The sequence below is a fragment of the Bacillota bacterium genome (assembly GCA_030705925.1).
Lineage (GTDB): Bacteria > Bacillota > Clostridia > Oscillospirales > Feifaniaceae > JAUZPM01.
In genome coordinates this window covers 26,850-52,264 of sequence record JAUZPM010000004.1, presented here as the reverse complement: position 1 = coordinate 52,264, position 25,415 = coordinate 26,850, and the positions used below count along the sequence as shown (strand labels likewise).

The window sequence follows — 25,415 nt, the reverse complement described above, 5'->3', positions numbered from 1 at the left end:
ACCTCTTATCTAGCACACAATTATTTTCTCTGCTCTCTTTTTTAATTCATAGAGTTTGTTCATACCCTCGATAGGCGTTAGAGTATTGAGATCAATATCAATGATTTCCTTAAGAAGCGCATTTTGAGATTCCCCGGTTATATTAAGCTGAAAATCATCTTCAGCTTCGCTTTGTACAATGTTTTTTCTTGTAAACGTTTCTTTTCCGCCGTCAAGATCTTTAAGAATATGCTTTGCACGTTCAATAACAGTATCCGGCACGCCCGCAAGCTTCGCAACCTCGATGCCATAGCTTTCGTCGGCGCCTCCCCTTACAATTCTCCGTAAAAACGTTATATCGTCTCCCCGTTTTTTAACAGCGATATTGTAATTTTTAACGCCTTCAAACTGACCCTCAAGTTCAGTAAGCTCATGATAATGAGTTGCAAAAAGTGTTTTTGCCCCAAGTTTCTTTTTATCTGCTGCAAATTCCAACACAGCACGTGCAATGCTCATACCATCGAATGTGCTTGTCCCACGTCCGATCTCGTCAAATATGATCAGACTGTTTTTTGTCGCATTTTTAAGTATGTATGCAACCTCGCTCATTTCAACCATAAAGGTTGATCGGCCTGTTGATAAATCATCAGAGGCTCCCACACGGGTAAAAATCTTATCCGCAACTGGAATTTTGGCGCTTTTTGCGGGAACAAAGCTGCCAACCTGAGCCATAAGCACGATTATCGCAACCTGGCGCATATAAGTCGATTTGCCCGCCATATTCGGCCCCGTAATTATTGCAAGCCTGTTATCTCCGCAATCGAGCAGTGTATCGTTAGGGACGAACATCGTATCATTAAGCATATCTTCCACAACAGGATGACGTCCCTCCTTTATGTCTATTGCCCCGGAGGTTATTATTTCAGGCATTGTATACCTATTTTTTCTAGCAGCCTCGGCAAAACCACAAAGCACATCAAGCGCAGCAAGAGATTGAGCCGCACTCTGGATTCTGTCGGAAGCCGCCATTACTTTATCGCGGACGGAAAGAAACAGCTCATACTCAAGTGTTTTTACATGCTCGCTAGCACTTAAAACCTTTTCCTCGATAGTTTTGAGTTCTTCCGTTATAAACCGCTCACAGTTAGTAAGCGTCTGTTTTCTTATGTATCTTTCAGGAACCATCGAAAGGTATGAATTTGTAACTTCAATAAAATATCCAAAGACTTTATTATAGGCTATGCGCAAGTTTTTAATGCCTGTTTCTTCACGTTCCCTGTTTTCGATCCCAGCAAGCAGGGAACGGCTGTCAGTCATCAGCATTCTAAGCTCATCTACGGTTTCATTATAGCCTTTTTTAATAAGTCCTCCCTCACGCACTGAAAACGGCGGCTCATCTTCAATTGCCTTGGCAATAAGCTGCCTAATATCATCAAGATCATCTATTTCGTCGGCAAGACGCGTAAGATAACCGTTTTGAGCCTCAAGCGCCGCGGCTTTTACCGCCGGAAGCTTAGAAAGCGTTGCTTCAAGAGATTTCAGGTCACGGCAGTTTGCCGTTCCGAAAACAACTCTCGAAATAATACGTTCAATATCATATACGCCCTTTAGATTTTCTGAAAGCGTATCACGCACTGCATCTTTGGCATATAGAGCATCAACAGCGGTTAGCCTGTTATTTATATGTACTGCGCTGCACAGCGGCTGTTCTATCCATCTTCTTAATAGTCTGCCGCCCATTGACGTTTTTGTCCTGTCAAGGACGCCTAAAAGCGAACCTCTTTTCTCTCCCTTACGCATTGTCTCAGTAAGTTCGAGATTGCGCCTTGTTGCGGCGTCAAGCTCCATATACTCGCTCTGCTTATAAAACTCAATACTGCTTATGTTTATAAGATTTTTTTTTTGAGTATCCAGTAAATAATTGATAAGAGCTCCTGATGCGGATACTACAAGCTTGAAATCCAAAATTTCGCGTGAAATATCCTTTGGAAACTTATTATTAATTATTTCAAGACACTCATCATAATCAAAATGACGCTGCTCATACGGTGTCAGCAGCGCCTCAAGTTTTTCGCTTATAAATGCCATAAGCTCACGGCTTACATTTGCGTCACCGTTTAAAAGTATCTCACGCGGATTAAATTTCGCAAGCTCATTTATCAGCCTTTGGGTCAGATTCCCGCCGCTGTCAAGCATAGTTGCGGATAGCGCACCTGTAGATACATCTGCAAAAGCTATGCCCGCAACTTCACCCTCAGCACATATGGAAGCAATATAATTATTTTTACGCTCGTCGAGCATACTGTTGTCAGTCACCGTTCCAGGAGTTATTATGCGGACTATATCACGTTTAACAAGACCTTTTGCAAGTTTCGGGTCTTCCATCTGCTCGCATATTGCAACCTTATATCCTCTGCTTACAAGCCTTGCAATATAGCTTTCACAGCTGTGATAAGGGACGCCGCACATCGGCGCCCTTTCTTCCTGCCCGCAGTCACGGCCAGTAAGTGTCAAATCCAACTCTTTAGAGGCTAATTTTGCATCGTCATAAAACATCTCATAGAAATCGCCAAGCCGATAGAATAATATACAGTCCTCAGTTTGCTTTTTTATCTCGAAGTACTGCTGCATCATTGGTGTTGTCTCTGCCACTTTCTCACCCCTTCCATGCTGTCTCTTTTTTAATGGCAGCCACTACAGCCGCTGCACTTATCGGGAGAACAGCCGCCTTCCTCTCCGGTTATATAAAAGTCAATGATAGAATTAACTTCATTCATAAGCTTTTCCATCTCATTTTTAGCGTTTAAAAAGGACAGCATATTTTCATTTTTGATTATTTGGTCATAAAGAACCTGCATCGCATTTGATAAATTTTCAAGCTTAGCATTATCCTTAATACCTTTCTGATTTTCTGTAACAAGATCATTTCTAATTGTGTCATAACGAACAAGCATTGCCTGAAGTTCCTCATCGTTATCATGAATTAAGCGGGCTTTTTCGTAGGAAATATATCTTTCGTCCTCTATAATTGCCTGTCCAAGTTCTTTTGCTTTATCTTCTACGCTCATCTTTGTGCTCCTTTAATATTTATTTCATAAGCTCGCCCGTTGTTGACCATGCGCGTGCTTCAATGATCTTAACATTTGCGAATGTTCCAGTCAGATCCTCATCTGTCTTAAAATGTACAAGTCGCCCCCCGCTGGTTCTTCCCGTCATAAAATCGCTGTCTGTCTTGCTGACGCCTTCAACCAGCACCCTCTGTATAGAACCTAAAAGGTGTTCGCCACGAGCCTTGGATATTTCATTTTGGGTTTCCATAAGTCTGCTAAGTCTGTCCTGTTTTTCCTTTTGAGGCACCTGCCCTTCCATTTCAGCCGCCGGTGTGCGGCGTCTTTTGGAATAAATAAATGTGAAAAGTCCGTCGTATTCAACCTCTTTGATAAGTGAAACGGTATCCATAAAGTCTTCTTCAGTTTCACCGGGAAATCCGACAATTATATCACTTGTAAAAGCGATATCCGGCATTACTGAACGTGCATATTTTACAAGTTCCAAATATTGTTCTCTTGTATATCTTCTGTTCATTGCCTTAAGAATCCGGTTGCTTCCCGATTGAATCGGCAGATGAAGGTGATTTTCAACTTTTTCACAGGATGCCATTGTATCCATAAGCTTTTTAGTCGCATCTTTCGGATGACTCGTCATAAATCTGATAATAAAATCCCCAGGAAGAGCGTTTAGGGCAGTCAGCAGGTCCGAAAAATCTTTTCCTTCGTCAAGATCCTTGCCGTAAGAATTTACATTCTGTCCAAGAAGGGTAATTTCTTTATACCCCTGACTGGCAAGAGTTTTCACTTCTTCCACAATGCTGTCAAAATGTCTGCTTCGTTCCCTTCCGCGGACATATGGCACAACGCAGTATGAGCAAAAATTGTTGCAGCCATACATTACAGTAACCCAAGCCTGAAAAGAGCTTTCACGTCTTACCGGCATATCCTCTATTATTGGCGTTGCGGTTTCAGTTATTTCAACATGGCGATCCCTGTTTGTTAATACATCATAAAGCATCTCTGGCAGCTTATAGAATGTGTGCGTCCCGAAAACCATATCTATATGCGGATACTTTTTCATGATTTCATCAATTCTATGTTGCTGCTGCATCATACATCCGCATAGCACGATCACAAGCTCAGGGCGTTTGTTTTTCAAATGTTTCAAAGCGCCGATGTTGCCGAATACCTTTAGTTCCGCATGTTCTCTGACCGCACATGTATTAAACAGAATAACGTCAGCTTTTTCCCGCTCGTCCGTCATTTCAAAACCCATATTTGTAAGCATGCCGCGCATCCTGTCACTGTCAGCTTCATTTTGCTGGCAGCCATAAGTCTGTATCATAGCAAACCTGGTTTCACCGGCACTTAACGCTTTGACCTTTTCAATAAATTGATGCTGTTTTCCAAGTTCTTCCTCTGTAATATTGTGCAGGACCTCTCTCATTTATCTTCTCCGGAAAGTAATATTTTTAAACCCTTCCTAAAGAAAGGCTCTATATAACGTGGTACTTCTTTGAGTTATATAGATTTAATTATACTTCCGCGGCAGGCTCATGTCAATTCTGGAAATTTATTTGCAGGTTTTATCGTGGTTCAACAGTCTCCGGTTTTCTTGCTATAAAAGTAAGTGTTTTTCTCGGCTGTTTTAACGCAAGTGATAATAGCTTAGATGCTTCTGCCCTTGACAAGGCAATTTGTGGCCTGAAAGTACCGTTAGGGTATCCGCCTATAACGCTTGCAATCGAAAGTCTGACTATCGCGCTTGATGACCAAATGTTAGAAGACACATCACTATAAAATGTTTGGTTATAATCTACAGTGGTTGGAAGATTTAAAATTCTGTCAAGCATAACGGCAAATTGCTCTCTAGAAGTTGGTGCATCTGGCTTAAAAGTACCGTCAGGGAAACCATCTATAATACCATAAGCAGCAGCGGTTCTAATATATTCTTCAGCCCAGTGCCCTGGGGTATCTTTAAATCCTTCAGATTGAACATTTATTGAAAGACCTAATGCCCTTACAAGCATAGCCGCAGCCTGACCGCGCGTAAGCTGCCCATCAGGGTTGAATGTGTCATCTTCTACGCCTTTTAAAACCCCTGCGCTGTTAAGTTCGATTATATACTGCTGCGCCCAATGTCTTGATATATCCCAGAACGGAAGTCCTGTAAGCCATTCACGGTATACTTCCCAAATAGTCTGTGATTCCTGCCCGAGCGCCCAGCTTCCGACACCTGCTAAGCCGTATGCTTTAACAAGCGAAACTTTTTTTCTAAGTGATCTCTCATTTTCATACCAAATATCATAAGTGCCGGCTTTAAGCTGTTTGCCGCCCCATAAACCCATACTTACATTGGTCTGAGAAATATAGATTGTTGCCCTTGCGCACTCATTTTTCAGATCATACCATTTAGCAGTACCATACTCTGAAACAAGGCCCTCAATATCAGACATTGTAAGTGCCTTTCCCGCAACACTTCCGTCTTTTGACCAATATCGTCCGTAAAAAGGTATCCCTAAAACTACTTTTTCTGGAGGAACATATAGAAGTGCATATTTTATAGACCCCTCGACAAATGAGATTCCCGCAACTGGTCCCGCAATGCCTCCACTGTAATGTTCATCGTAAGCCATTACAAATATTCTGTCTGCATACTGCGAAAGAGCGCCGTAATCATAAGCGCCCTGCCAGCCAGTGCTAAGGCTCCAGGGATTAGGCGCGACACAAACAGACAGAATTGATCCTGTTGGCAAATCAGTTGCAAGCAGCTTAATAAAATCAGTAAAATTGTCTCTGTCACTTTCATTTATATTTTCAATATCTATATTTACACCATCATACCCATACTGTATAACAGCTGTTGCTATTTCGGCTGCCAGATTTTTTCTGTTTGTAAGTCCCGCTCTTGCAATATCCCTATCCCAGTGGTTGCTGAGAAAGGGAAGGACCTTTATATTACTGGCTTTCATTTCATCAACAAAAGTAGTGTCTGCTGAAGAACTGATTTTAAGGCGCCCGTCTGTATCAAGATCGAAATAATCCGGACACACTACATTAAGATTTCCGTTTGTTCTTTTCACGTTGTTAGAGTATACAGCCGTGTTACCGGCATATAAAAAGCCGATACTGTCATAACCGGGATCCTGAACTGAGGATGAAGAAAGCGATGCAGCAATGCTTGCAGCCAGCAAAGCTGCAATAGACCTTAACATATTGGAAAAAAATGCGTTGAACATCGCTTTCATGATATCACTCCAAATCACAATTATTTTCTGCTTTTTAAAAAGAATATAAAACAGGAAAACAAAAATAAAAAAGGTGCTTTCAACCTGTGAAAGCACCTTCATACTTTTTTAACTTTATTTAACAGTTTCCTTAAGATTTTTTAGAGTAAAGAACAAAAATCCTCCTGTTGTAAGCGCCGCACTGATATCCGCAAATGGCGCAGCGTAAACAATACCGTCCAGTCCAAATAAATAACCCAGTATCAAAATTGCCGGTATAAGGAATATAATTTGTCTTGTCATACTAAGCAGAATAGCTGTTTTTGCCTTTCCGACTGTTTGAAAAAAGTTCGAACCAACAATCTGAAAGCCAACTACCGGAAGAGCAATAAACCAGCATACTAAAGCATGTGACCCTAATTTTACAAGATCCGGATCGCTGTTGAACATTTTTATCATAGCTTCCGGGAAAAGTCTTGTTATAATATAACCAACTAAAACAACACAAGTTGCGAATATAATGCCCCCCGCAAGAGTCTTTTTTACCCGGTCATATTTACGGGCACCATAATTATATCCAACTATCGGCTGAATCCCCTGAGCTATGCCAACTTCAGGCATTATCATTAACGTTGCAATACTGTTTACTGTTCCCATAGCTGCAATTGCCAGATCCCCGCCATATTTTACAAGGCTGACGTTTAAAACCAGATTCATTATTCCGTTCGCAACCTGAATAATAAAAGATGGGAAACCGAAAGATGCAATCATAATCAGAAACTTAAAAGTGATTTTAATCTTTTTAAAATCTATCGGAACAGAGCATCTCTTGCCTGTAAAATGAAGAACAATCCATACTGCGCTTGCAGATTGCCCTAAAATTGTGGCGAGGGCGGCCCCAGCCATACCCCAATGAAACCAGTATAAGAAAATAGGTGCAAGGACAATATTTATTGCAACTCCTATCATTAAAGTAGTCATTGCAATTTTAGGATGTCCGTCTGCTCTGACAAGATTATTGAGTCCTAGACTCATGCTTTGAAAAATTGAGCCAAGGAGAAAAACCTGCAGATATTGGCGGGCAAATGGCAGGACTGTTCCGGTTGCACCGAAAATTTTAAGCAATGGGTCTGTGAATACCAAACCTAATGTCATGCTTATAATTCCGCTCGTAAGTAACACGATAAAAATAGAAGATAAAATCTCCTGTGCATCTTCCCGCTTTTTTTCTCCAAGCTTGATCGAGAAAAGGATAGTGCCTCCCTGTCCAAATAAGAAAAATATAGCCATTAAAACGATTATGACAGGGAAAGCAACTGTAATCCCTGCAATTCCATCTTTACCAAGTTCGGGGCAGTTTCCGATAAAAATCCTGTCTATTATATTATAGACTGAGCTTATGATCATTCCAGTAATTGCGGGAATAGAATAAGCAAAAATAAGTTTTGAGATTTTCTGTGTTTCAAGTTCCTTTGTTCTATCCATTTTTTATTCCTTTATCTAAATCTGAACTTATATTTTATCAAAAGCTCAATATAATGTCAAATTAATTAACGCTCAATAAAATAGTCAATTGTTTTTGGAAATTATGTGTAGTATAATACAGTAAAAATTTATCGGAGGCTGCCATGTCAATTCGTCCATCAAGTGAAAACTATCTTGAAGTTATTTATAACCTTTCTGACAACACGGATAAAACTGTTCGCTCGGTGGATATTGCTCGGAAGCTGAATATCAGCAGGGCAAGCGTAAATAAAGCAATAGGTGTTCTAAAGGCTCAGGGTCTGGTAGATCATGAGCACTATGGTGATATAAGGCTGACTGAAAACGGTCTTGAAAGCGCAAAAAAAGTGCTTTCAAGACATAAATTACTTAAAAGCTTTTTAATTAACGTCCTCCATGTTGCCGAAGGAACCGCTGAAAACGATGCATGTCTGATGGAACACGTCTTAAGTGAAGAAACGATATCTAAATGGGAAAATTATATGAAACAATTTGATAATAACCATCAATAAGAGGAGGAGCCAATGCTCCTCCTCTATACAAATCTATCTTTATTCGTTCATCAACTATTTGGGCTGGCTTTTTGCCTTGTCAATCATATTCTTAACCATTCTGCCTCCAACAGCACCTGCATCCTTTGCTTTGATGTTATCATCATTCAAATCGACACCAACCTGTTTTGCGGCTTCGGCTTTATATTGGTTAAGCGTATTTTTTTGTTTAATGTTCGACTTGTTGTTTGCCATTTTAAGACCCCCCATTTGCTGTGAACTTGGATCAAAAGTGATCCGATTTTATTTTATAGCAAAGACTATTTATTATGTATTCCAATTTGTGATCAAAATTATATTAAAAATTGTATTGATTAATGTTATCATAATTCTGTAAAAAAGGATTTTTGAAAGGTGAATATTATGTTTTCAAAAGAAATGTATGAACTAGGGAATACACGCTCCGCTATTAGAGAGCTGTTCGAATATGGCAAACTGCGTGCAGATATAGTCGGAAAAGAAAATGTTTTTGATTTTAGTATCGGTAATCCCTCAGTACCTGCCCCTGAATGTATACACGGTGCAATAGAAGAAATATTTCAAAATGAAGATTCCTGTTCTATCCATGGCTATACTTCAGCGCAAGGAGATTTGTCTGTTCGTCAGGGGCTTGCAGACTATATGAGCAGTAAATATTCAGTACAGCTTAGAGCAGATAATTTTTATATGACTTGTGGCGCCGCGGCATCACTTAGCATCTGCTTTCGCGCCCTGACTGAAAGCAAAAAAGATGAATTTATCTCGATAGCCCCTTATTTTCCTGAATATAAAGTATTTGTTGAGGCTGCGGGAGCAGGCTTTAGAGTAGTGCCACCAGATATGCGGCAATTCCAAATCAATTTTTCAGAGCTCGAAAAAACAATTAATGAAAACACAAAAGCTATAATTATTAATTCACCGAATAATCCGTCCGGTGCTGTTTACTCAGCGGCAACAATTCAAAATCTCTGTGATTTACTCAAATTAAAATCAAGTGAATACAAGCATCCTATATTCATAATCTCCGATGAACCATACAGGGAAATAGTGTATGACAGAGTTGTCGTCCCATTTATCCCGAAATATTATGACAATACTATCGTCTGTTATTCCTACAGTAAAGCGCTGTCCCTGCCTGGTGAGCGCATAGGTTATATATTAGTTCCGGACAAAGCTGAAAAAAGCCGTGAAATTTACTTAGCTGTCTGCGGTGCCGGGCGGGCGTTAGGCTACGTATGCGCGCCAAGCTTATTCCAAAAGGTTATATTAAAGTGTATTGGTAAAACATCGAATATGGATGTTTACAGGACAAACCGGGATCTATTATATAATAAGCTTACTTCGCTTGGATATGACTGTGTAAAACCTGAGGGTGCTTTTTATCTGTTTGTTAAAGCGTTAGAATCCGATGCAGTGGCATTTTGCGAAAAAGCAAAACAGCTTGATCTCCTACTAGTGCCAGGCGATGGCTTCGGCTGTCCCGGCTATGTCCGCATCTCATACTGCGTCGCAAAAGCCATGATCGAACGTTCATTTAAGGCATTTGAAAAATTGAAGGACGCGTATATAAAAGAATAATATAGCAAAAAGCGGAGAGGAAATTGATGAACTGAACAGTACCAATAAAAACGGGTATTGAAATAAAAAGCCTCTTGGAGGAGTCAGCGTAAATAAGTCATTTTCTCCAATTGGCTTTTATTTTTTTGCGTCTATTGTCCTTGGTGCGACTATTCAACCATGAATACTCAAAGACTTCTGATGGGACTACTCTGAGTGCAGATTTTGAATTTTTATTACTCAGTTAACATATCGTAAAATACTCTCTCTGAAATTATTTCAATATCCATTCCGGATAATTTTAACTGTTCAGCTTTCTTTTGTTTATTGCTTTTACCATCTTTAATCGAAGTACAATACTCATTATTTGCTAGTATAAGATAATTTGTTTTTTTATTAACGTTATCTTCGCAAAAGCCTCCTTTGTTAACAACCAGTTGCATTGCTTCCCTTCTGGTCATTCGCTCTAATGCCCCGGTAAAAACAAAAGTTTTCCCGAAAATAGGACTACTTTCATCAAAAGCTCCAGCTGTTGCGCATATATCTCTTGCTAACAAATTGCTTCTATGAGGATACAATAAATTAATATCGATTGAATTAGCTGTTATGTAATTAAGCATATACTGATAGCACTCATGTGTTTGATGAGCATCATTTAAAGCGCGATGCTCAATTGTTGGGCCAATACCGAAGCGCATAACTAAATCGGACAAGCGATGATGCGTTTCCTTTTTAAATAGCCTTCGGCTTAGCCTCATAGTATCTATAAAATTGTTTTTAAACAGCATATCAAAATTTCTACTGCAATTATCATAAAGAAAATTTATATCAAAATTGGCATTATGTCCAACAACAATTGAGTCACCAATAAAATCTATAAATTGCTTCAATACGTCTTGAATATGAGGTGCTTTTGAAAGCATTTCATTTGTTATACCTGTCAAATTTGAAATAAATTCACTAATTTTATAACCTGGATTTACAAGGCTTTGATATTGTCCTACAATTTCGTTATTTTCAATCCGCAAAGCCGCAACTTCAATAATATCATCATAACTTGGGTCAAGTCCGGTAGTTTCTAAATCTAATACTACATAATTTTCGCATACTTCTAGTAAACTTATTCCCTTTTTAGAACGGCTTTCAGTTTTTATATCGTTTCCAATTAAAATTGTAATCATCGTTATGGCTCCTTATTGTATAACGCTTAATTAATTTATTTACTAATTTTTTATAACTTCTCATCAGGGTACCCAAAGACTTCAACTAAAGCTTTACTTCTAACAGCCTCGTATTTAATATCTGTTACGTCAAAAATAGTTGAGGAATCAGCAAACCAATCATTTATATTAAACAGCGCTAAGTTGATTCCAGATTTTATACTCTATTCCATCAAAGTTTGCATTTTTCAAATATTCAGCAATAACTTGGGTCGGTAAATACTCAATATCATTTTGACCATTTAAAGGCAATGAAAATAAGGCCCCAATAAAAATAACCATTCTATTTTCAAATAGGCTTTGACCACTCCAAGGTTCTCCAGTAAAAGAGGCAACTGTTACATCTCTGGACAATACGCCTTTTCCTATTGCAACTGTGCAGCCAATGGGAGGCCGTGCTTCTGCTAAAGCGCAACGCCGTGTTTTTGCAAGATATAAATATGGCACCCCCTTGGGGTTGATTCGTCCATCTTTGGCTTTATATTTTGGGGGTGCTCCCAATTCATCTTTTGAATAAGCTTCAAAAGGCCCATCTTGAAAAGAATATTGATTTATTATCCCGTCATCTATTCGTGCACGATAAAATATTTCACCTGATTTATGATTTGTTTTTAGATAAGGCAATATCTTATCTAATTCTTTTAAGAAGGGTGCTACATCCAGATTATCATGGCCAAAGAAAAAACGGCCATTTTGCTCATATATTTCTCAAATCCATAATAATAACCTATTACATCATAATCTGCTTCTTCTTCAGGCATTAGCTCGGGGTTTCTTTTTTTTTTTCATATGACACATCCTTTATATCTCTTTGGACAAATTCAACTTGCTATTTTCTTACATAATAATCCCATTTTTTACATTCGTCAATTATTAGTTGATTGTTATATTTAATTCCAAACACCAAAAAGCGGGGATTTCTCCCCGCTGTTGCTATTCGATTCCTTTAGTATGCTGCCTTACGTTTGTTTTTTGGCTGGCGCCCGGTTTGGGTTCTGTCTTTGCCCCTGTTTTGGGTTGTTTTTCTGTGCCCGTATCAGGCTGTGAATTCGTCTGTCCTGTACTTGGCATCGGAGTTTTTGTCTAACTCTGAAACGGTGAGCGCCATCTTTATTTTATTCTTATTTCTAGCTGTTGTTTTGATACATTCAATCAAATCGCTATTTCACTTTAATTTCCAGTAAGTATATGATATAATAGTTAAAAATTGAGACTTGGATGTGATGTTATGAATACAGAGGAACTACTGCCGGTAGACATCCTTAATAAAGCTTTTAAGCCTGGGCTTGAATACGCTTGGAAATTCGAGGATATTCCTTCTGTAGTAGCGGAATGTGAAAAGCTTGGTTTAGCAGTAACAGGCGGTGAGGTTCAATTCTTTGTGCAAAAATCGACTTGTGATTTATATTGGCTTAGTGCAGGCCCTAAAGACAAAACTCCGGAAGAAAACTGGGCAACATTCTGCAAACGTAGTTATCGAGAGTTTTTGGAGTCTTTCAATGACATCATCACTAATACTGATTTTGAGCAGGAAGGGATTAAGTCATTTCATATCCTTTATGATTTAAAGCGTGAAGGTGTTGATATCTGCCAATACCTTTGCTTTACTTTGCGCGCTATTACGGAGAATGAATATTATAAATTAAAGGCAGAGTATGCCGCATACTTAAGCCGCCATAAAAATGATTAATTAAATACTTAAAGTAAAAAAAACGGCTCACCGTTCCGCTTCCGAAACAATGAGCCGCCATCATTATTATTCTTTTTTATTCCCATGCTCTTCGATTAAGGTCTTTCTCGGTCCTGTGTTCCTTATTTGGGATATACTCAATCAAATCTCCCAAAGGCAGCCCAGCGCTTCGCATTTTCTTCTAGGTGTTCAAGGCTAACCCTTTCCGGATTTCATAGTACCATTCATTTAAAGTTTCTGTCGCGGTGCCAAATGGAATATGGCTCATTTTAGTCAATTATTGCTATGTTAGCCGCTGCTTAAAGAAAAAATAAAAGCTTCAGCCGTAATTAAGTCTTACGGCTAAAGCTTTTTTTATAAGTTTTATCGACAGGTCATCAGAATTTAAATGCATTTAGTTTGCTGTCTCACATTTGTCTTTTGACTGATATCTGATTCAGTTTCTTTCTTTGCCGATAAATCTGATTGTGATTTCTTATCCGCATTTTTTTGCGGAGAAACTGCATCCTTTTCAGAATCAGCTTGATTTTCAGTTTTTGTCTGCTTTTCATCAGACTGATCTTTTTTAGTCTCAGACGAAGCTGTGCCAGTTTGACCGGCAGCGGGGGCTTTCTGGAACTGCTCGCCGGCATGATCGATGTCGTAATTGTCCTTATATATTAAATCGGATATTTTGACAAATTGGTACCCCTCGCTCTGCAGCTTTTCGAGAATGGCGGGCAATGCCGCAGGAGTATTTATTGCAGCGTTGTGGAACAGCACAATCGAGCCGCCCTTGACCTTTGATGTTACTCTTGCAACAATATCAGAGGAAGGGGGATTCTTCCAATCGAGACTGTCAACATCCCATTGGATCGTGTACATTCCAATCTCTTTCATTGTGTCTACAGTTAAATTGCTATAATCCCCAAATGGAGGTCTGAATAATATCGGACGAACCCCTGTGACCTTTTCTATCTTGTCATTACAATTTTGCACCTCAGAAATCATTTTATCTTTAGAAAGCTGCGGCATATGAGGATGGGTACTAGAATGATTCATTACGTCGTGTCCGGCATCATGCAGAGCTTTCACGCTTTCAGGATACTTATCTACCCAGCTGCCCACAACGAAAAACGTTGCCTTTACATTATATTTTCCTAGAATATCAATCAAAGTCTGTGTGTCTTCATTTCCCCATGCTGCATCAAAGCTAATTGCTATTCTTTTATCATTAGTCCGAACCCTATAAATTGGCAAACTGCGATGTACAGATCCGGTGCTAACAAAAGTTGCAACATTGTCAAAATTAACCCCGATAAGCAAAATGGCAAAGACCAGACATAAAATAATTGCGTAAACATTCTTCTTTGTTAGAACATACATCCTCATGGCAAATGCTCCTTTCCCACAATAATATCCTATTCTTGGCCAGATTGTCCCTATTCATGTATAATGTGGTTTTTTTGTCTAAAACAGCTTGCTTTTTTCAAATTATGCATTTAATATATATATGATATATTATTTTTGAGGTGGCAAATGGTTAGTAAACAATATCTTTCTGAGAAATTTGAAAATGTATTTGGCAAAGGCAGCGGCGAACTTCGCTTTTTTTTTCGCGCCTGCACGTGTTAACCTGATTGGTGAACATATAGATTATAACGGCGGACATGTTTTCCCTGCTGCACTTACCCTTATGAATGTTGTCGCTGTTCGTAAGCGCGGCGACCGTATAATACGTCTTGCTGCAGATGATTTAGCAGGACTTTTAGTTACAGCTTCACTTGACAATCTTGATAAATATAAAGGCAAAGAATGGGGATCATACCAGCTAGGCGTTGCTGATGAACTAATTAAAGCCGGTTATAATGTTCCTGGCTGTGATATGTTGTTCTGGGGAAACGTTCCGTTTGGTTCCGGTCTGTCCTCGTCAGCGTCTATAGAGGTCGCAACTGCAGTGGCTCTCTCAACGTTAGGGCTTGAGGAACAAGGCAATGCAGTAAATCTTGATATGACAGAAATGGCCGTTATTTCACAGCGTGCCGAAAACAATTACGTCGGGGTCAATTGCGGTGTTATGGATCAGTTCGCTTCAGCGAACGGTAAGAAAGACCACGCGATCTTTCTTGATTGCCGTTCACTTGACTTTTCACTTGTCCCAATAAAAATGGAAGGTTGCTCAATAGTTATTTCAAATACAAAAAAGCCGCGTTCTCTTGCCGACAGTAAGTATAACGAAAGGCGCGCTCAGTGTGAACAAGGACTGGCTTTACTCAAGCCTGCGCTTCCGGGGATAAATTATCTCTGCGAAATAACACCTGAACAGCTTGAGGAAAATATTCACCTAATAAAAGATGAAGTGATCGCAAAGAGAGTTCGTCACTGCGTATATGAAGAGGATCGTGTAAGAAAGTCAATGGAAGTTCTGCATAGTGGAGATATCGAAGCATTTGGGAAGCTTCTTTGCGCATCTCATGATTCTTTGCGTGATTTATATGAAGTAACCGGAAAAGAACTTGATACGTTGGTTGAGGCGGCATTGAAAGTCGACGGAACTCTTGGGTCTCGTATGACAGGCGCAGGATTCGGCGGATGCACAGTAAGCATTGTTAAAAATGAAGCACTTGAGACCTTTAGAAGTAAAGTTTCTACATACTACACCTCGAAAACAGGACTTTTCCCTGAGTTTTATGTTAGTGAGATTGGTGACGGAGCAGGAATTTTTTAATTATTATTGACTTATGTTATAACTTAAAATATACATAAAGTGAGGAGTATAGCAATGAAACGAAGCGAAGCAAAGGAAGTAAAAAAACCAAAGTTAAGTCTAAAAACTCTGATGGTTTCTTATTTCACTCTAATCATGATGGTAATATGCATTCTGTTATCGATTGTTATTTACAATTTATCACTTTCGGCTTTGGGAAGTTCGGCAGATGCTTCTGTAAAACAGGCGCTTTCCGGAAATATGACAACTGGACTAATAATAGTAAATATTGTTATGTTCTTTGTAAGTATTTTGGTTGCCTTTGTCTTTTCAACTTTTTATACTAGCCCCATTAAAAAAATTACAGAGTTTACAAAAAGCGCATCCAACGGTAATCTAAAAGTTCAGCTCGATTTTTATAACAAATCAAAAGAAGTCGGTGAATTAGTCAGTGCTATAATAGCCTTAAAAGATCATGTCAATGAACTTGTTGTAAGCATTAGCTCAGCGACCGGACAAGTTTCAAAAGAATCAAAGCAAGTTGCGACAACAAGTGAAGAATTGTCAAGAGGTGCGTCTGATCAATCCAGTGCTGTTGAAGAATTAACTTCATCAGTTGAAGAAATTTACTCGCAGACAACTCAAAGCGCCGAAAATGCGTCTTCTGCAAACGCGCTTATTGAACAGTCACGTGAGAGTGCAGAAACCAGCCGTTTGCGCATGAATGATTCTGTCGAAACAATGGAAGAAATTAAAGTATCATCAGATAATATTGCAAAGATTATAAAACTAATAGATGAAATTGCAATGCAGACGAACTTGCTTTCTATAAATGCTTCCGTTGAAGCCGCAAGGGCCGGTGAGTACGGAAGAGGATTCTCTGTTGTTGCTGAGGAAATAAGAGAGCTTTCGACCAAAGTATCGTCAGCCGCTAAAGAGACTTCTATTCTGGTTAAAAACTCGCTCGATAAGGTTCGTAAAGGCAGTAAGGCTGTAAATGAAAGTTCAGACGCTTTAAACGACATTATTGATAAAGTTGAACAAACTACATTATTGCTTAACAATATAGCAGAGTCTTCAAAAGAACAGGAACTTGGCATTGCGCAAATCCGTCAGGGACTCATTCAAGTTTCAAACATTGTACAAACAAATGTCTCTGCTGCTGAGAAAAACTCCACTTCTAGTCAGCGCATGTCATCTCAGATAGAGTCTTTAAAACTTCAAATTAATCAATACTCAGCATAATTGTTTTATAAAAATGCGTCTTTAAACGAAGACAAAGTATCAAAAATGGTACTTTGTCTTTTTTAATTAAAAATCACCGTCTGAATTTTGAAACCCAGACGGTGATTTATCTACATAATTAAACTTCCTACTTAGCAGCTTTAAATGCCTGCTCCATATCCGCAATTATATCGTCAACATTTTCAATTCCCACAGAGAACCGTATAAACCCTGGATTAATGCCGGCTGCAATAAGCTGTTCGTCAGAAAGCTGACGATGAGTTGTACTTGCAGGATGTAATACTCCTGTTCTCACATCGGCAACATGAACAACAATAGCAGCCAGTTTTAGGCTGTCCATAAATTTCATTGCCTTTTCCCTGCCGTCTTTCATTGTAAATGAAACCACTCCGCTTGCTCCAAGAGGAAGGTATTTATCAGCCAAATCCTTATAAGTATCACCGTCTAATTTAGGATAACGAACTTCAGAAACTTCAGGCTTTGTCTTTAAATACTCCGCCACTTTCAAAGCATTGGAAGAATGCCTGTCCATACGCAGTGCAAGTGTTTCCATGCCTAGATTTAAAAGAAACGCACCGTTTGGAGTCTGAATAGCACCTGTATCACGGATAAGCTGAACTCTTAATTTCGTAATATAAGCTGATCTACCAAATGTATTTGAATAAATAATACCATGGTAAGATTCGTCTGGTTCTGTAAATTCATTAAACTTTCCGTTTGTCCAATCGAAAGTTCCACCATCAACAATCGCACCGCCAAGCTGAACTGCATGACCATCCAAATATTTTGTTGTTGAATGAACTACTATATCAGCGCCGTGTTCAAGCGGGCGACAAAGATATGGAGTTGCAAAGGTATTATCAATAATAAGTGGAACACCATTTCTATGAGCGATTTTTGCTATCTTTTCAATATCCATCACTGCAAGTGATGGATTTGCTATTGTCTCACCGAAAAACGCCTTTGTATTTGGTTTAAAGGCCTTTTGTATTGTTTCCTCATCGTCGCCCGGGTTGACAAACGAAACTTCAATCCCAAATTTTTTAAGCGTAACGGCAAATAGATTAAGCGTTCCGCCGTAAATTGCAGACATGCTTACGAAATGATCGCCAGAGCCCATTATATTTAATAATGAAAGCATAGATGCCGTTTGTCCGGAAGAAACCAGCGCCGCGCCAACGCCGCCTTCCAGCATTGCAAGTTTTTCTTCAACAATAGCAACTGTGGGATTAGCTAGACGAGTGTAAAAGAACCCATCCTTTTCAAGATCGAAAAGCTTTCCAACTTCTTCACTTGAATCATATTTGTATGTAGTGCTCTGTACAATTGGCAGAACCCGAGGTTCGCCATTTTTGGGCTTGTACGCGCCCTGAACGCATTTTGTTTCAATCTTCATTTCTATCACCCTCATTTATTCAAAAATTTTTTCATCTATATTATAAAAAGCCAGTCTTGTATATTTTGCAAAAGAATCCTTCATAGATGGTATTTCATTTTGACAAGCCTTGACAATAAATTCTGGATTAAGGTTTTCAGAACTTCCGGCAGCCAAAACCGTTGAAATAATAACCCCGTTGCCGCCATCCTGCGCATAAAAAGCGTGGATTAGCGGAACAATATTCACTTTTTTTACTCCTGCTTTTCCTTTTTTGTCTAGTTCTATTGTATCTCTCGAAAATAACTGCTTGATTTCTTCTGCAGATGTCTCTGTTTCTATATCTATCCGATACTTTGCCATTGCAATTTCGCTCTGCCGCATGATCTGCTCAGTAACCGCACGCACCCAAAGTCCCTTCGGCATAACGGCATTGAGCCTATCTTTGATTTCGTTTGCTTCAATATCATCTTTGATTTCAGCATCACATAATTCACAAACGCTTTCATGCCCAAGTGACAGAGGATTTCCAAAAACCAGGTGAGGATGAGGATTAAATCCCTCTGTATATTTAACGCTAATTCCTGCTCTTCTAAGTGCGCGCATCATTGTCCTCATAAGGTCAAGATGTGATATATAGCGTGCATTGCCGGTTTTTTCAAACCTTATTCTAATTTTTTGCATCGCAAAATCCTCCGCAAAGGCGGTTCGCCCCGCACCCTCTGCAGTTCGTTCTGCAGTCGGGAGTCGTTATTACTTCTTCTGCCCTTTCAGCCTCTAGGCGCAGATGCTTTTCTGTTACGCCAATATCGATAAACGACCACGGAAGTATCTCCTCATAAGGGCGCTTTCGATTTGCATAAAACTCAGGAGATAAACCATGGATTTTTAACGCATCCATCCATACATCAAATTTCAGGTGCTCGTCCCAATTGTCAAATTTCGCGCCGTTTTCATAGGCTGTTTCAATTACATCTGCAAGACGGCGGTCACCCCTTGCGAACACAGCTTCAAGAAAGCTGATTTTCCGTTCATGCCAGGAAAGCGAAATGTGTTTGTTTTTAATTGAAGATCTAAGTTCCTGCTGCTTTTCCTCAAGGAGTTCCATAGTATCCTGGGCCGCCCACTGAAACGGCGTAAACGGCTTTGGAACAAATGAAGAAACACTGACAGTTACCTTTATTCCTCTAGCTCCTTTACGGTACTCGCCAAGCCTGATACCTTCAAAATAATTATCAATAACACGCTCGGCAAGACTGGCAATACCTTCAACATCTTCCATTGTTTCATGTGGGAGACCGATCATAAAATAAAGCTTGATTGTATGCCATCCGCCGCTGAAAGCAATGCGGCAGGTATGCATCAGCTGTTCCTCAGTTACATTTTTATTAACAATGTCGCGCATTCGCTGGGTACCAGCTTCAGGGGCAAAAGTAAGTCCAGTTTTTCGAACTTTCTGAGCCCTTTCCATAAGCTCTGTTGAAAAATTATCAACACGAAGCGAAGGAAGCGACAGGCTTATCATATCCTGTTCACACCAGTCGAGAAGCGTGTCAGTTAAAGGTTCTAATTTAGTATAATCACTAGTGCTCAGTGAAGTCAGTGATATTTCGTCATAGCCCGAACTTGAAATAAGCTTTTTAGCCTGTTCATTCAAAACCTCAGGGCTTTTTTCACGAATTGGCCGGTAAATGTTTCCGGCCTGGCAAAAGCGGCAGCCGCGAATACACCCTCTAAATACCTCGAGCATTATGCGGTCGTGTATGATTTCACCGAAAGGTACAATAAAACTTTCAGGATAAAACATTGTATTGAGGTCTTTTACAACACGCTTTTGAACAACAGCAGGTATTCCTTCTTGAGTAACACGGCGGTTTTTTATTGTGCCATCCTCGTTATAATCAACTTCATAAAATTTAGGGACATAAATTCCGCCTATTTGCGCTGCTTCTTTCAAAAGCTTGTCCTTAGTCCATCCCTCTCGTTTTGAGAGGATAACAAGATCCGCAAGCTCTAATAAGACTTCTTCACCTTCGCCAAGCACGAATAAGTCAAAAAAGCTGTAAAGCGGCTCTGGATTATATGCGCAAGGGCCGCCTGCTATAATCAAAGGATAATCCTCATTCCTATCGGTACTTTTAAGAGGAATATTAGATAAACGCAGCATATGAAGTATATTAGTATAAGATAATTCAGTTTGAAGCGTAAAACCTAAAATATCAAAATAAGAAAGAGAATCACGGCTTTCAAGTCCATAAAGCGGCAATCCCGCTTTTTTCATCTCTTCTTCCATATCCTCATACGGGCAAAAGGCCCGTTCGCACCAAACGTCGGGCCTGGAATTTAAAAGACTGTATATTATTTTCATGCCAAGATGGGACATCCCGACCTCATAAACATCAGGAAAACAAAACGCAAATCGTAGAGAAATATCCTCTTTATTTTTTACAACACTGTTCAGTTCTCCACCCGTATATCTGGATGGCTTTTGGACATTGAACAATATCTTTTCAAAAACTGTCAATCAAAACTCCCTTTCAAAAATGATCATAATATATTATTATAACGTTTTTATCTAATAAATTCAATTTGATTTTATAACAAGGCAAATCAGCAGGTAAAAACCGATTATTAAAAGTGAAAAATTATGGCCAGTTTTATATAAAAGAATGCCCCCAATGTATAAAATGGGCGTTAGACACGCTATTGAAATAAGAAAACATATCTTATCAGCAGTCGACGGTTCTAATTTCATTAAAAGAAGATTTTTGATGATACGCCCACCATCAAGCTGATATATCGGAAGCATGTTTACACCCGCCAGAGCGAAATTTATCAGTGAAATAAACATACCTGCTTCAGAATAATATATGAACTTATTTATTAATAAAAAAATGGTGGCAACCGCAAGATTTACCAAGGGACCCGCTAAAGAAATAAGTATTTCTCTTTTATAGGATAAAATATGATCTTCTTTTAATATTATGTTAACGCCAAACGGTTTCATATCTATTGATTTAACGCCTTCCCCGCTGCGTTTAATCATCCAAATATGAGCCGCCTCATGAAGCAGTGCCGACAAAATTATGTAAACAATATATATCGTTCCGTCTGCAAGTATATAGAACCCCGTAATGCCAAAAAAAAGAGGGCTTATATGAAGTTTTGCCTTCATCTTCTGCACCCCCGCCTAGGAAGCATTGAGCTGTGGATTTATGTACTTATCTTTATACCTGATTTCAAAATGCAGATGCGGGCCTGTTGAAATACCTGTGCTTCCAACTTTCGCGATTTTAGTTGAAAAAGAAACCTTTGCTCCTTTTTTTACAAGCACCTCACTGCAGTGCCCATAAAAAGTATATAGGTCATCGTTATGTTTTATAAGCACGTAATTGCCGTAACTCTTATTTGTGCCTGTATCTTCAATGGTGCCTTTACCCGCAGCATGTATAATGGTTCCTGTATTTGCAGCAATATCAAGTCCATAATGAAATAACTCAACCTTTGCTGTAGGGTGTATTCGATAACCGAAAGGAGATGTTATTGTTCCAGTAATAGGCATTTTTAGTTTCAGCCCTGTATTGACTTTAGTTGTAACTACATTAGCGGGGATAGCAGGAGCGGCAGGTGCCTGTGTCTCAGGTGACGCCGCTGCAGGCGGCGACGGCGAGGCTGGTGGTGGCTGTTCAGCCTGTTTCGTTTGACCCGCATCTATATTAAGATACTGCATATACCCGCCTGTGTCCGTAGCACCGCCCATACCTTCCGCCGATGTTGGAACAGCCTGGGCCCCATCTTTAGTCACCGGCGGCATTTGCTCAGTTGTTTCACTGCCTTCGGGATCAAAAGCTTGTTCATCTGCATTAGAATCATCCTTTTTCTTGTTGCTAAAAACAGTTACGGCAGATTCCCCGAAAATATCTTTTATTACTGGTGTTTTATTAACAAAATCGTTAACCGCCGTACTGACGTCAGACAAATCCATGCTTTTAGTAAGGCTATTTGCAAAAACTGCTTTTACCTGTTCCGACTTTCCGTGATGTATAAGAAATCCGGCGATAATAAGAAGCAAGCTCAGAAACATTTGAAGCCAAAAAAGCCCGCCTTTTTGAGCCGTTTCCGGCACTTTGCCGCGGCGGTGTCTTACCTCGGCACCGCGCGAAAATCGCTCTCTTTCCACCGTTTTAGACCTCCGTATCCTAATCTCTATACAGTATATTGAGAGCAAGTAAAAAAAAGAACGGGACACGCACTTTAAATATGCGAAACAAACTGTAAATTTTTTAGTTTCAAAATGTTAATGTACCCGAAACCATGTAATTTAATTTGAAATAAAAATAAGCAAATACAGCAATGGTTAAAAAGATTGTTAAAACAGCGTCAACCCAGTTTCTTTTTATAACTGCTTTAAAAATAAAATATAGGCAGATAAGAGTCCCCGCGATGCCTGTATAGCTTTTGAAATTAGGGATGGGGCGCATAACAAACAATCCATAATTGTGGAAAAGAGCAGACATTCCACTGTAAAAACGAGCTATTAAATAGAGTATAGCAGGCAGGACAACATCGATATAAAAAAGCATAGAGAAAGAAGGAAAACGCTCAGAAAACTTTTTAAGAACTTCTTTCATTTTTAACCCTCCGAACCTGTGGCTCCTCCAAGTTTTTTCATTATTTTTTTCATCCCGTCAGTTGCTTTAATGCTGTCATCTTTCATGACCCAGCAAGCCTCGACCCCGGGTATTGATTGGACAAGTTTAAGGCCGTCTTCATAGTCCAAAATAAAAAGGCATGTAGATAAGGCATCTGCTAGACCCGAATCTGCCGTAACTACCGAGACTGCTCTGAATTTATCAGCCGACATCAATGTATCCGGATCAATGATATGGTTATATCTTTTCCCATCGACTATATAATACCGCTGATAATCCCCGCTTGTAACAACGGAGCTGTCTTTTACAAAAACCGTATCAAGAAGATTCTGAGTTCCGTTAATCTCGGCTTTTGGATCCTGTAAACCGATTCCCCAGCGTTTACGAACACCATCAGAAGGATGTCCTATGACCCTTACATTTCCTCCAACGCTGATTACTCCAGATGTAAAACCTTCAGCTTCAATTTCCTTTGCAACAATCTCAACAGCATATCCTTTTGCTATCGCACCTACATCAAGACTCATCTCAGGATCACGCAGAAATACTGTGTCATTAGTCTCATCAATAACAACGTCATTAATATTTGTGTGTTTATTTGCATCCTCAAGTTTGTCCATCGGCGGCAACTTTGCATTCTTTGGGTCACTTATCCCCGCCTCACGATAATCATGCCAAATTGATAACACTGCGCCAAGCGCAATATTAACACGGCCTTCTGTCAAGGCATATTTATCCCTACTGAACTTAAGCATATTTATTATATCTTTATCAACATGTACAGGCTGCTTCCCGGCATTGTCGTTTATCGTTTTGAGATTGCTTATTCCCTCGTAAGTATTATAAATATCATAAAGTTTAGTTAGATCCTGAAGCCTTTTTTCTATTTTATTGCTGAAATAATCAAATTTTGACTGGCTTTCAGCATAGCCTATTACCTGAGTGACAGTATCAAAAACCCCGAAAAACTCAACAGAGTACTTCTTGGGTCCGCCCAACCGGCATCCGGATGATGAAATTAAAATAACAAATATTAAGATAAATGCAAGCAGTCGTTTCATTTTATCACCATAAATAAGCGGGCGGCCTTTGACCGCCCGCCAGTTATATTATTTTGCGTTAGCCGCTGCCTTGGCAATTGCTTTCTGGAAGTCACCTACTGAGATTGTTACGCTTGAAGTTAATTCAGCAACATCTGGAACAGCTGTATGCTGGGCATCTGTTTGTTTAACCTTAAGTTTATTAACCTCGTCAACAGTCTTACCTGTCGCCCAGCTTTCAAACGCCTCCGCCTGCTGATACCACTCTTTTCCGATTTTCGACGCTTTTACCATGCCGTAACCTGTACCTATTTCCTTCTTTGTCTTAACCTCGGATGTTTTATCTGTTGTCAGTAAGCCAGTTGCGTTAAATCCTATTTTAGTTTGGGCACTGTCAAGATAAACCTTTGCAAGCTTCCCGTCTGCGTCAAGAGTTACAGCAGCTATAACCGAGTCAACCTGCGCATTTCCGTCTTTACCGGCAGTAGCATCTGTTGAACTCTCAATTGAAGTTATCACACCAAGTCCGGTCTTTATATTTGCCGATTTCTTGTTAGACGCTGATGCACAACCTGCTAAAAGCAACAGTGCAAGTGTAGTCGCTACAAATTTTTTCATTTTAAAACTCCTCTCAAGCTCATCCCCATAACAGGGTCATATTAATAAAATATCTCTATTAGTATATAACATTTACAATATCAGCAAGAATATTCCTAGCTTTGCTTTCAGGCATCATGTTAAGTCTCTTTTTTGCTCGGATTACATATTTTTCAAGTATGCCCTGCATTTTCAAAGCACCGCCAGCCTCTATTACATCCTTTAATATGCTGTCAGCAAATGCATCATCTCTCGAACCGAAAAACTGCTCTATTTCCGACCTGATCTTTTTATTGTCCCTAGCAGTCAGGATAAGCGGGAGTGTAATGACTCCGTCCTTTAAATCTTTCAAAACGGGTTTTCCAGTATCATTTTTATTTGATGAAAGATCCAGCATATCGTCTCTAAGCTGAAAAGCAGTTCCGAAATTCAGGCCAAAATGCGCGGCATTTTTTATCGTTTCATCAGAAAGCCCTGACAATCTGGCTCCAAGAGTCGCTGACACTGAAAACAGCAAAGCGGTTTTCTTTATGATTCTCTTAAGATAACTATATACAGTCGTTATCTTATATTTTTGATAATACTGATCGACCTCTCCAAGGCAAACTGCTTCCATCCCTTTAGCTGCCGTATTCAAATACTCTATATCAAGCCCAGACTTAGAAAGCAAAAGCATTGTCTGCACCAGTAAGAAATCCCCTGTATAAACAGCCATACTTGTACCGTAACTACATGAAACAGTCGGTTTCCCGCGCCGTGTATCAGCGCTGTCGATAATATCATCATGTATTAAAGTCGCGGTATGCAAAATCTCGATTGCAGCAGCAGTATGAAAAACACGTTCTTTGTATTCTTTATCAGTGAAGATGTCTTTTTCACCCATCATTGAAAACAGGATAGTAAATGCCGGCCGAAGGCGTTTTCCTCCAGATTGTATTACTTTTTTAGAAACCTCACTTAAAAAACCGCCTTTTTGCGGCAATTGCTTCTCTAAAAAGCATTCGAACTCATTTATCAGTTCGGCAAATTCACTGTCAATCTGTCGCCACAAGGGTATCACTCCG

The 25,415-nt window shown here is 39.5% G+C and carries 24 protein-coding genes; 5 read left to right on the top strand and 19 right to left on the bottom strand.

What is annotated here, in order from left to right:
• Positions 1-9: 9 nt before the first annotated feature.
• The 5 genes from mutS to Q8865_01455 form a co-directional block, all read right to left on the bottom strand.
• Positions 10-2,631 (bottom strand): DNA mismatch repair protein MutS, encoded by a 2,622-nt coding sequence (gene mutS / locus Q8865_01475; protein ID MDP4152100.1) that lies wholly within the window; start codon positions 2,629-2,631, stop codon positions 10-12.
• 29 nt (positions 2,632-2,660) lie between these two features.
• Positions 2,661-3,047 carry a YlbF family regulator gene (locus Q8865_01470; protein ID MDP4152099.1) on the bottom strand — a complete coding sequence of 129 codons (387 nt, stop codon included), beginning with the start codon at positions 3,045-3,047 and terminating at the stop codon, positions 2,661-2,663.
• Between the two features lie 19 nt (positions 3,048-3,066).
• Complete coding sequence (gene miaB, locus Q8865_01465) at positions 3,067-4,476, bottom strand: tRNA (N6-isopentenyl adenosine(37)-C2)-methylthiotransferase MiaB (GenBank protein MDP4152098.1); 1,410 nt, start codon at positions 4,474-4,476, stop codon at positions 3,067-3,069.
• Between the two features lie 139 nt (positions 4,477-4,615).
• On the bottom strand, positions 4,616-6,277 hold the full coding sequence (locus Q8865_01460) for an S-layer homology domain-containing protein (protein ID MDP4152097.1): 1,662 nt from the start codon (positions 6,275-6,277) through the stop codon (positions 4,616-4,618).
• A gap of 114 nt (positions 6,278-6,391) precedes the next feature.
• Positions 6,392-7,741, bottom strand: coding sequence for an MATE family efflux transporter (locus Q8865_01455; protein MDP4152096.1), 1,350 nt, complete (start codon positions 7,739-7,741; stop codon positions 6,392-6,394).
• A 143-nt stretch (positions 7,742-7,884) separates the two neighbouring features.
• Here Q8865_01455 and Q8865_01450 point away from each other — a divergent pair, with 143 nt between their 5' ends.
• A complete protein-coding gene (locus tag Q8865_01450) occupies positions 7,885-8,271 on the top strand; it encodes a metal-dependent transcriptional regulator (protein MDP4152095.1) in 387 nt (128 codons plus the stop codon).
• A gap of 54 nt (positions 8,272-8,325) precedes the next feature.
• Here the strand turns inward: Q8865_01450 and Q8865_01445 are convergent, their stop codons facing one another.
• Positions 8,326-8,505, bottom strand: a complete 180-nt coding sequence (locus Q8865_01445; protein MDP4152094.1) for a small, acid-soluble spore protein, alpha/beta type — start codon at positions 8,503-8,505, stop codon at positions 8,326-8,328.
• Positions 8,506-8,673: 168 nt separating this feature from the next.
• Between Q8865_01445 and Q8865_01440 the strand changes: the two genes are divergently transcribed.
• Positions 8,674-9,867 carry a pyridoxal phosphate-dependent aminotransferase gene (locus Q8865_01440; GenBank protein ID MDP4152093.1) on the top strand — a complete coding sequence of 398 codons (1,194 nt, stop codon included), beginning with the start codon at positions 8,674-8,676 and terminating at the stop codon, positions 9,865-9,867.
• Between the two features lie 215 nt (positions 9,868-10,082).
• On the opposite strand, the gene Q8865_01435 is transcribed toward Q8865_01440, so the two are convergent.
• The 3 genes from Q8865_01435 to Q8865_01425 all read right to left on the bottom strand — a co-directional run bounded on the left by Q8865_01435 (position 10,083) and on the right by Q8865_01425 (position 12,137).
• Complete coding sequence (locus Q8865_01435; protein MDP4152092.1) at positions 10,083-11,027, bottom strand: exonuclease domain-containing protein; 945 nt, start codon at positions 11,025-11,027, stop codon at positions 10,083-10,085.
• Positions 11,028-11,195: 168 nt separating this feature from the next.
• Positions 11,196-11,690, bottom strand: a complete 495-nt coding sequence (locus tag Q8865_01430; protein ID MDP4152091.1) for an RES family NAD+ phosphorylase — start codon at positions 11,688-11,690, stop codon at positions 11,196-11,198.
• A 309-nt stretch (positions 11,691-11,999) separates the two neighbouring features.
• On the bottom strand, positions 12,000-12,137 hold the full coding sequence (locus tag Q8865_01425; protein ID MDP4152090.1) for a hypothetical protein: 138 nt from the start codon (positions 12,135-12,137) through the stop codon (positions 12,000-12,002).
• Positions 12,138-12,294: 157 nt separating this feature from the next.
• Here Q8865_01425 and Q8865_01420 point away from each other — a divergent pair, with 157 nt between their 5' ends.
• Complete coding sequence (locus Q8865_01420; protein MDP4152089.1) at positions 12,295-12,756, top strand: hypothetical protein; 462 nt, start codon at positions 12,295-12,297, stop codon at positions 12,754-12,756.
• A 384-nt stretch (positions 12,757-13,140) separates the two neighbouring features.
• Here Q8865_01420 and Q8865_01415 read toward each other — a convergent pair whose 3' ends face one another.
• Positions 13,141-14,127 (bottom strand): polysaccharide deacetylase family protein, encoded by a 987-nt coding sequence (locus Q8865_01415; GenBank protein ID MDP4152088.1) that lies wholly within the window; start codon positions 14,125-14,127, stop codon positions 13,141-13,143.
• Positions 14,128-14,311: 184 nt separating this feature from the next.
• Between Q8865_01415 and Q8865_01410 the strand changes: the two genes are divergently transcribed.
• Positions 14,312-15,463: a galactokinase gene (locus tag Q8865_01410; GenBank protein MDP4152087.1), complete on the top strand. Its 1,152-nt coding sequence runs from the start codon at positions 14,312-14,314 to the stop codon at positions 15,461-15,463.
• Positions 15,464-15,517: 54 nt separating this feature from the next.
• On the top strand, positions 15,518-16,687 hold the full coding sequence (locus Q8865_01405) for a methyl-accepting chemotaxis protein (protein MDP4152086.1): 1,170 nt from the start codon (positions 15,518-15,520) through the stop codon (positions 16,685-16,687).
• A 127-nt stretch (positions 16,688-16,814) separates the two neighbouring features.
• Here the strand turns inward: Q8865_01405 and Q8865_01400 are convergent, their stop codons facing one another.
• The 9 genes from Q8865_01400 to Q8865_01360 form a co-directional block, all read right to left on the bottom strand.
• Positions 16,815-18,083 (bottom strand): O-acetylhomoserine aminocarboxypropyltransferase/cysteine synthase, encoded by a 1,269-nt coding sequence (locus tag Q8865_01400; protein MDP4152085.1) that lies wholly within the window; start codon positions 18,081-18,083, stop codon positions 16,815-16,817.
• A 15-nt stretch (positions 18,084-18,098) separates the two neighbouring features.
• The gene (locus Q8865_01395) at positions 18,099-18,746 is read right to left on the bottom strand and encodes a TIGR03936 family radical SAM-associated protein (protein ID MDP4152084.1); all 648 of its coding nucleotides are present in this window, start codon (positions 18,744-18,746) and stop codon (positions 18,099-18,101) included.
• Positions 18,733-20,586 carry a TIGR03960 family B12-binding radical SAM protein gene (locus tag Q8865_01390; GenBank protein ID MDP4152083.1) on the bottom strand — a complete coding sequence of 618 codons (1,854 nt, stop codon included), beginning with the start codon at positions 20,584-20,586 and terminating at the stop codon, positions 18,733-18,735. The genes Q8865_01395 and Q8865_01390 overlap by 14 nt, the downstream gene beginning before the upstream one ends.
• Before the next feature lie 60 nt (positions 20,587-20,646).
• Positions 20,647-21,237, bottom strand: a complete 591-nt coding sequence (locus tag Q8865_01385) for a site-2 protease family protein (GenBank protein MDP4152082.1) — start codon at positions 21,235-21,237, stop codon at positions 20,647-20,649.
• Positions 21,238-21,252: 15 nt separating this feature from the next.
• The gene (locus Q8865_01380) at positions 21,253-22,242 is read right to left on the bottom strand and encodes a M23 family metallopeptidase (protein MDP4152081.1); all 990 of its coding nucleotides are present in this window, start codon (positions 22,240-22,242) and stop codon (positions 21,253-21,255) included.
• 109 nt (positions 22,243-22,351) lie between these two features.
• On the bottom strand, positions 22,352-22,693 hold the full coding sequence (locus tag Q8865_01375; protein ID MDP4152080.1) for a hypothetical protein: 342 nt from the start codon (positions 22,691-22,693) through the stop codon (positions 22,352-22,354).
• A gap of 2 nt (positions 22,694-22,695) precedes the next feature.
• Positions 22,696-23,775 (bottom strand): FAD:protein FMN transferase, encoded by a 1,080-nt coding sequence (locus Q8865_01370; GenBank protein MDP4152079.1) that lies wholly within the window; start codon positions 23,773-23,775, stop codon positions 22,696-22,698.
• Positions 23,776-23,823: 48 nt separating this feature from the next.
• Positions 23,824-24,372 (bottom strand): hypothetical protein, encoded by a 549-nt coding sequence (locus Q8865_01365; GenBank protein MDP4152078.1) that lies wholly within the window; start codon positions 24,370-24,372, stop codon positions 23,824-23,826.
• Between the two features lie 58 nt (positions 24,373-24,430).
• On the bottom strand, positions 24,431-25,402 hold the full coding sequence (locus Q8865_01360) for a polyprenyl synthetase family protein (GenBank protein MDP4152077.1): 972 nt from the start codon (positions 25,400-25,402) through the stop codon (positions 24,431-24,433).
• Positions 25,403-25,415: the final 13 nt, after the last annotated feature.

Coding starts and splice junctions, on each gene's coding strand:
- Q8865_01445 (MDP4152094.1), bottom strand. CDS start 8,505: ATGGCAAACAACAAGTCGAACATTAAACAAAAAAATACGCTTAACCAA.
- Q8865_01435 (MDP4152092.1), bottom strand. CDS start 11,027: ATGATTACAATTTTAATTGGAAACGATATAAAAACTGAAAGCCGTTCT.
- Q8865_01420 (MDP4152089.1), top strand. CDS start 12,295: ATGAATACAGAGGAACTACTGCCGGTAGACATCCTTAATAAAGCTTTT.
- Q8865_01470 (MDP4152099.1), bottom strand. CDS start 3,047: ATGAGCGTAGAAGATAAAGCAAAAGAACTTGGACAGGCAATTATAGAG.
- Q8865_01375 (MDP4152080.1), bottom strand. CDS start 22,693: ATGAAAGAAGTTCTTAAAAAGTTTTCTGAGCGTTTTCCTTCTTTCTCT.
- Q8865_01415 (MDP4152088.1), bottom strand. CDS start 14,127: ATGAGGATGTATGTTCTAACAAAGAAGAATGTTTACGCAATTATTTTA.
- Q8865_01400 (MDP4152085.1), bottom strand. CDS start 18,083: ATGAAGATTGAAACAAAATGCGTTCAGGGCGCGTACAAGCCCAAAAAT.
- Q8865_01450 (MDP4152095.1), top strand. CDS start 7,885: ATGTCAATTCGTCCATCAAGTGAAAACTATCTTGAAGTTATTTATAAC.
- Q8865_01440 (MDP4152093.1), top strand. CDS start 8,674: ATGTTTTCAAAAGAAATGTATGAACTAGGGAATACACGCTCCGCTATT.
- Q8865_01370 (MDP4152079.1), bottom strand. CDS start 23,775: ATGAAACGACTGCTTGCATTTATCTTAATATTTGTTATTTTAATTTCA.
- Q8865_01410 (MDP4152087.1), top strand. CDS start 14,312: ATGTATTTGGCAAAGGCAGCGGCGAACTTCGCTTTTTTTTTCGCGCCT.
- Q8865_01395 (MDP4152084.1), bottom strand. CDS start 18,746: ATGCAAAAAATTAGAATAAGGTTTGAAAAAACCGGCAATGCACGCTAT.
- Q8865_01405 (MDP4152086.1), top strand. CDS start 15,518: ATGAAACGAAGCGAAGCAAAGGAAGTAAAAAAACCAAAGTTAAGTCTA.
- miaB (MDP4152098.1), bottom strand. CDS start 4,476: ATGAGAGAGGTCCTGCACAATATTACAGAGGAAGAACTTGGAAAACAG.
- Q8865_01460 (MDP4152097.1), bottom strand. CDS start 6,277: ATGAAAGCGATGTTCAACGCATTTTTTTCCAATATGTTAAGGTCTATT.
- Q8865_01425 (MDP4152090.1), bottom strand. CDS start 12,137: ATGCCAAGTACAGGACAGACGAATTCACAGCCTGATACGGGCACAGAA.
- Q8865_01365 (MDP4152078.1), bottom strand. CDS start 24,372: ATGAAAAAATTTGTAGCGACTACACTTGCACTGTTGCTTTTAGCAGGT.
- Q8865_01455 (MDP4152096.1), bottom strand. CDS start 7,741: ATGGATAGAACAAAGGAACTTGAAACACAGAAAATCTCAAAACTTATT.
- Q8865_01385 (MDP4152082.1), bottom strand. CDS start 21,237: ATGAAGGCAAAACTTCATATAAGCCCTCTTTTTTTTGGCATTACGGGG.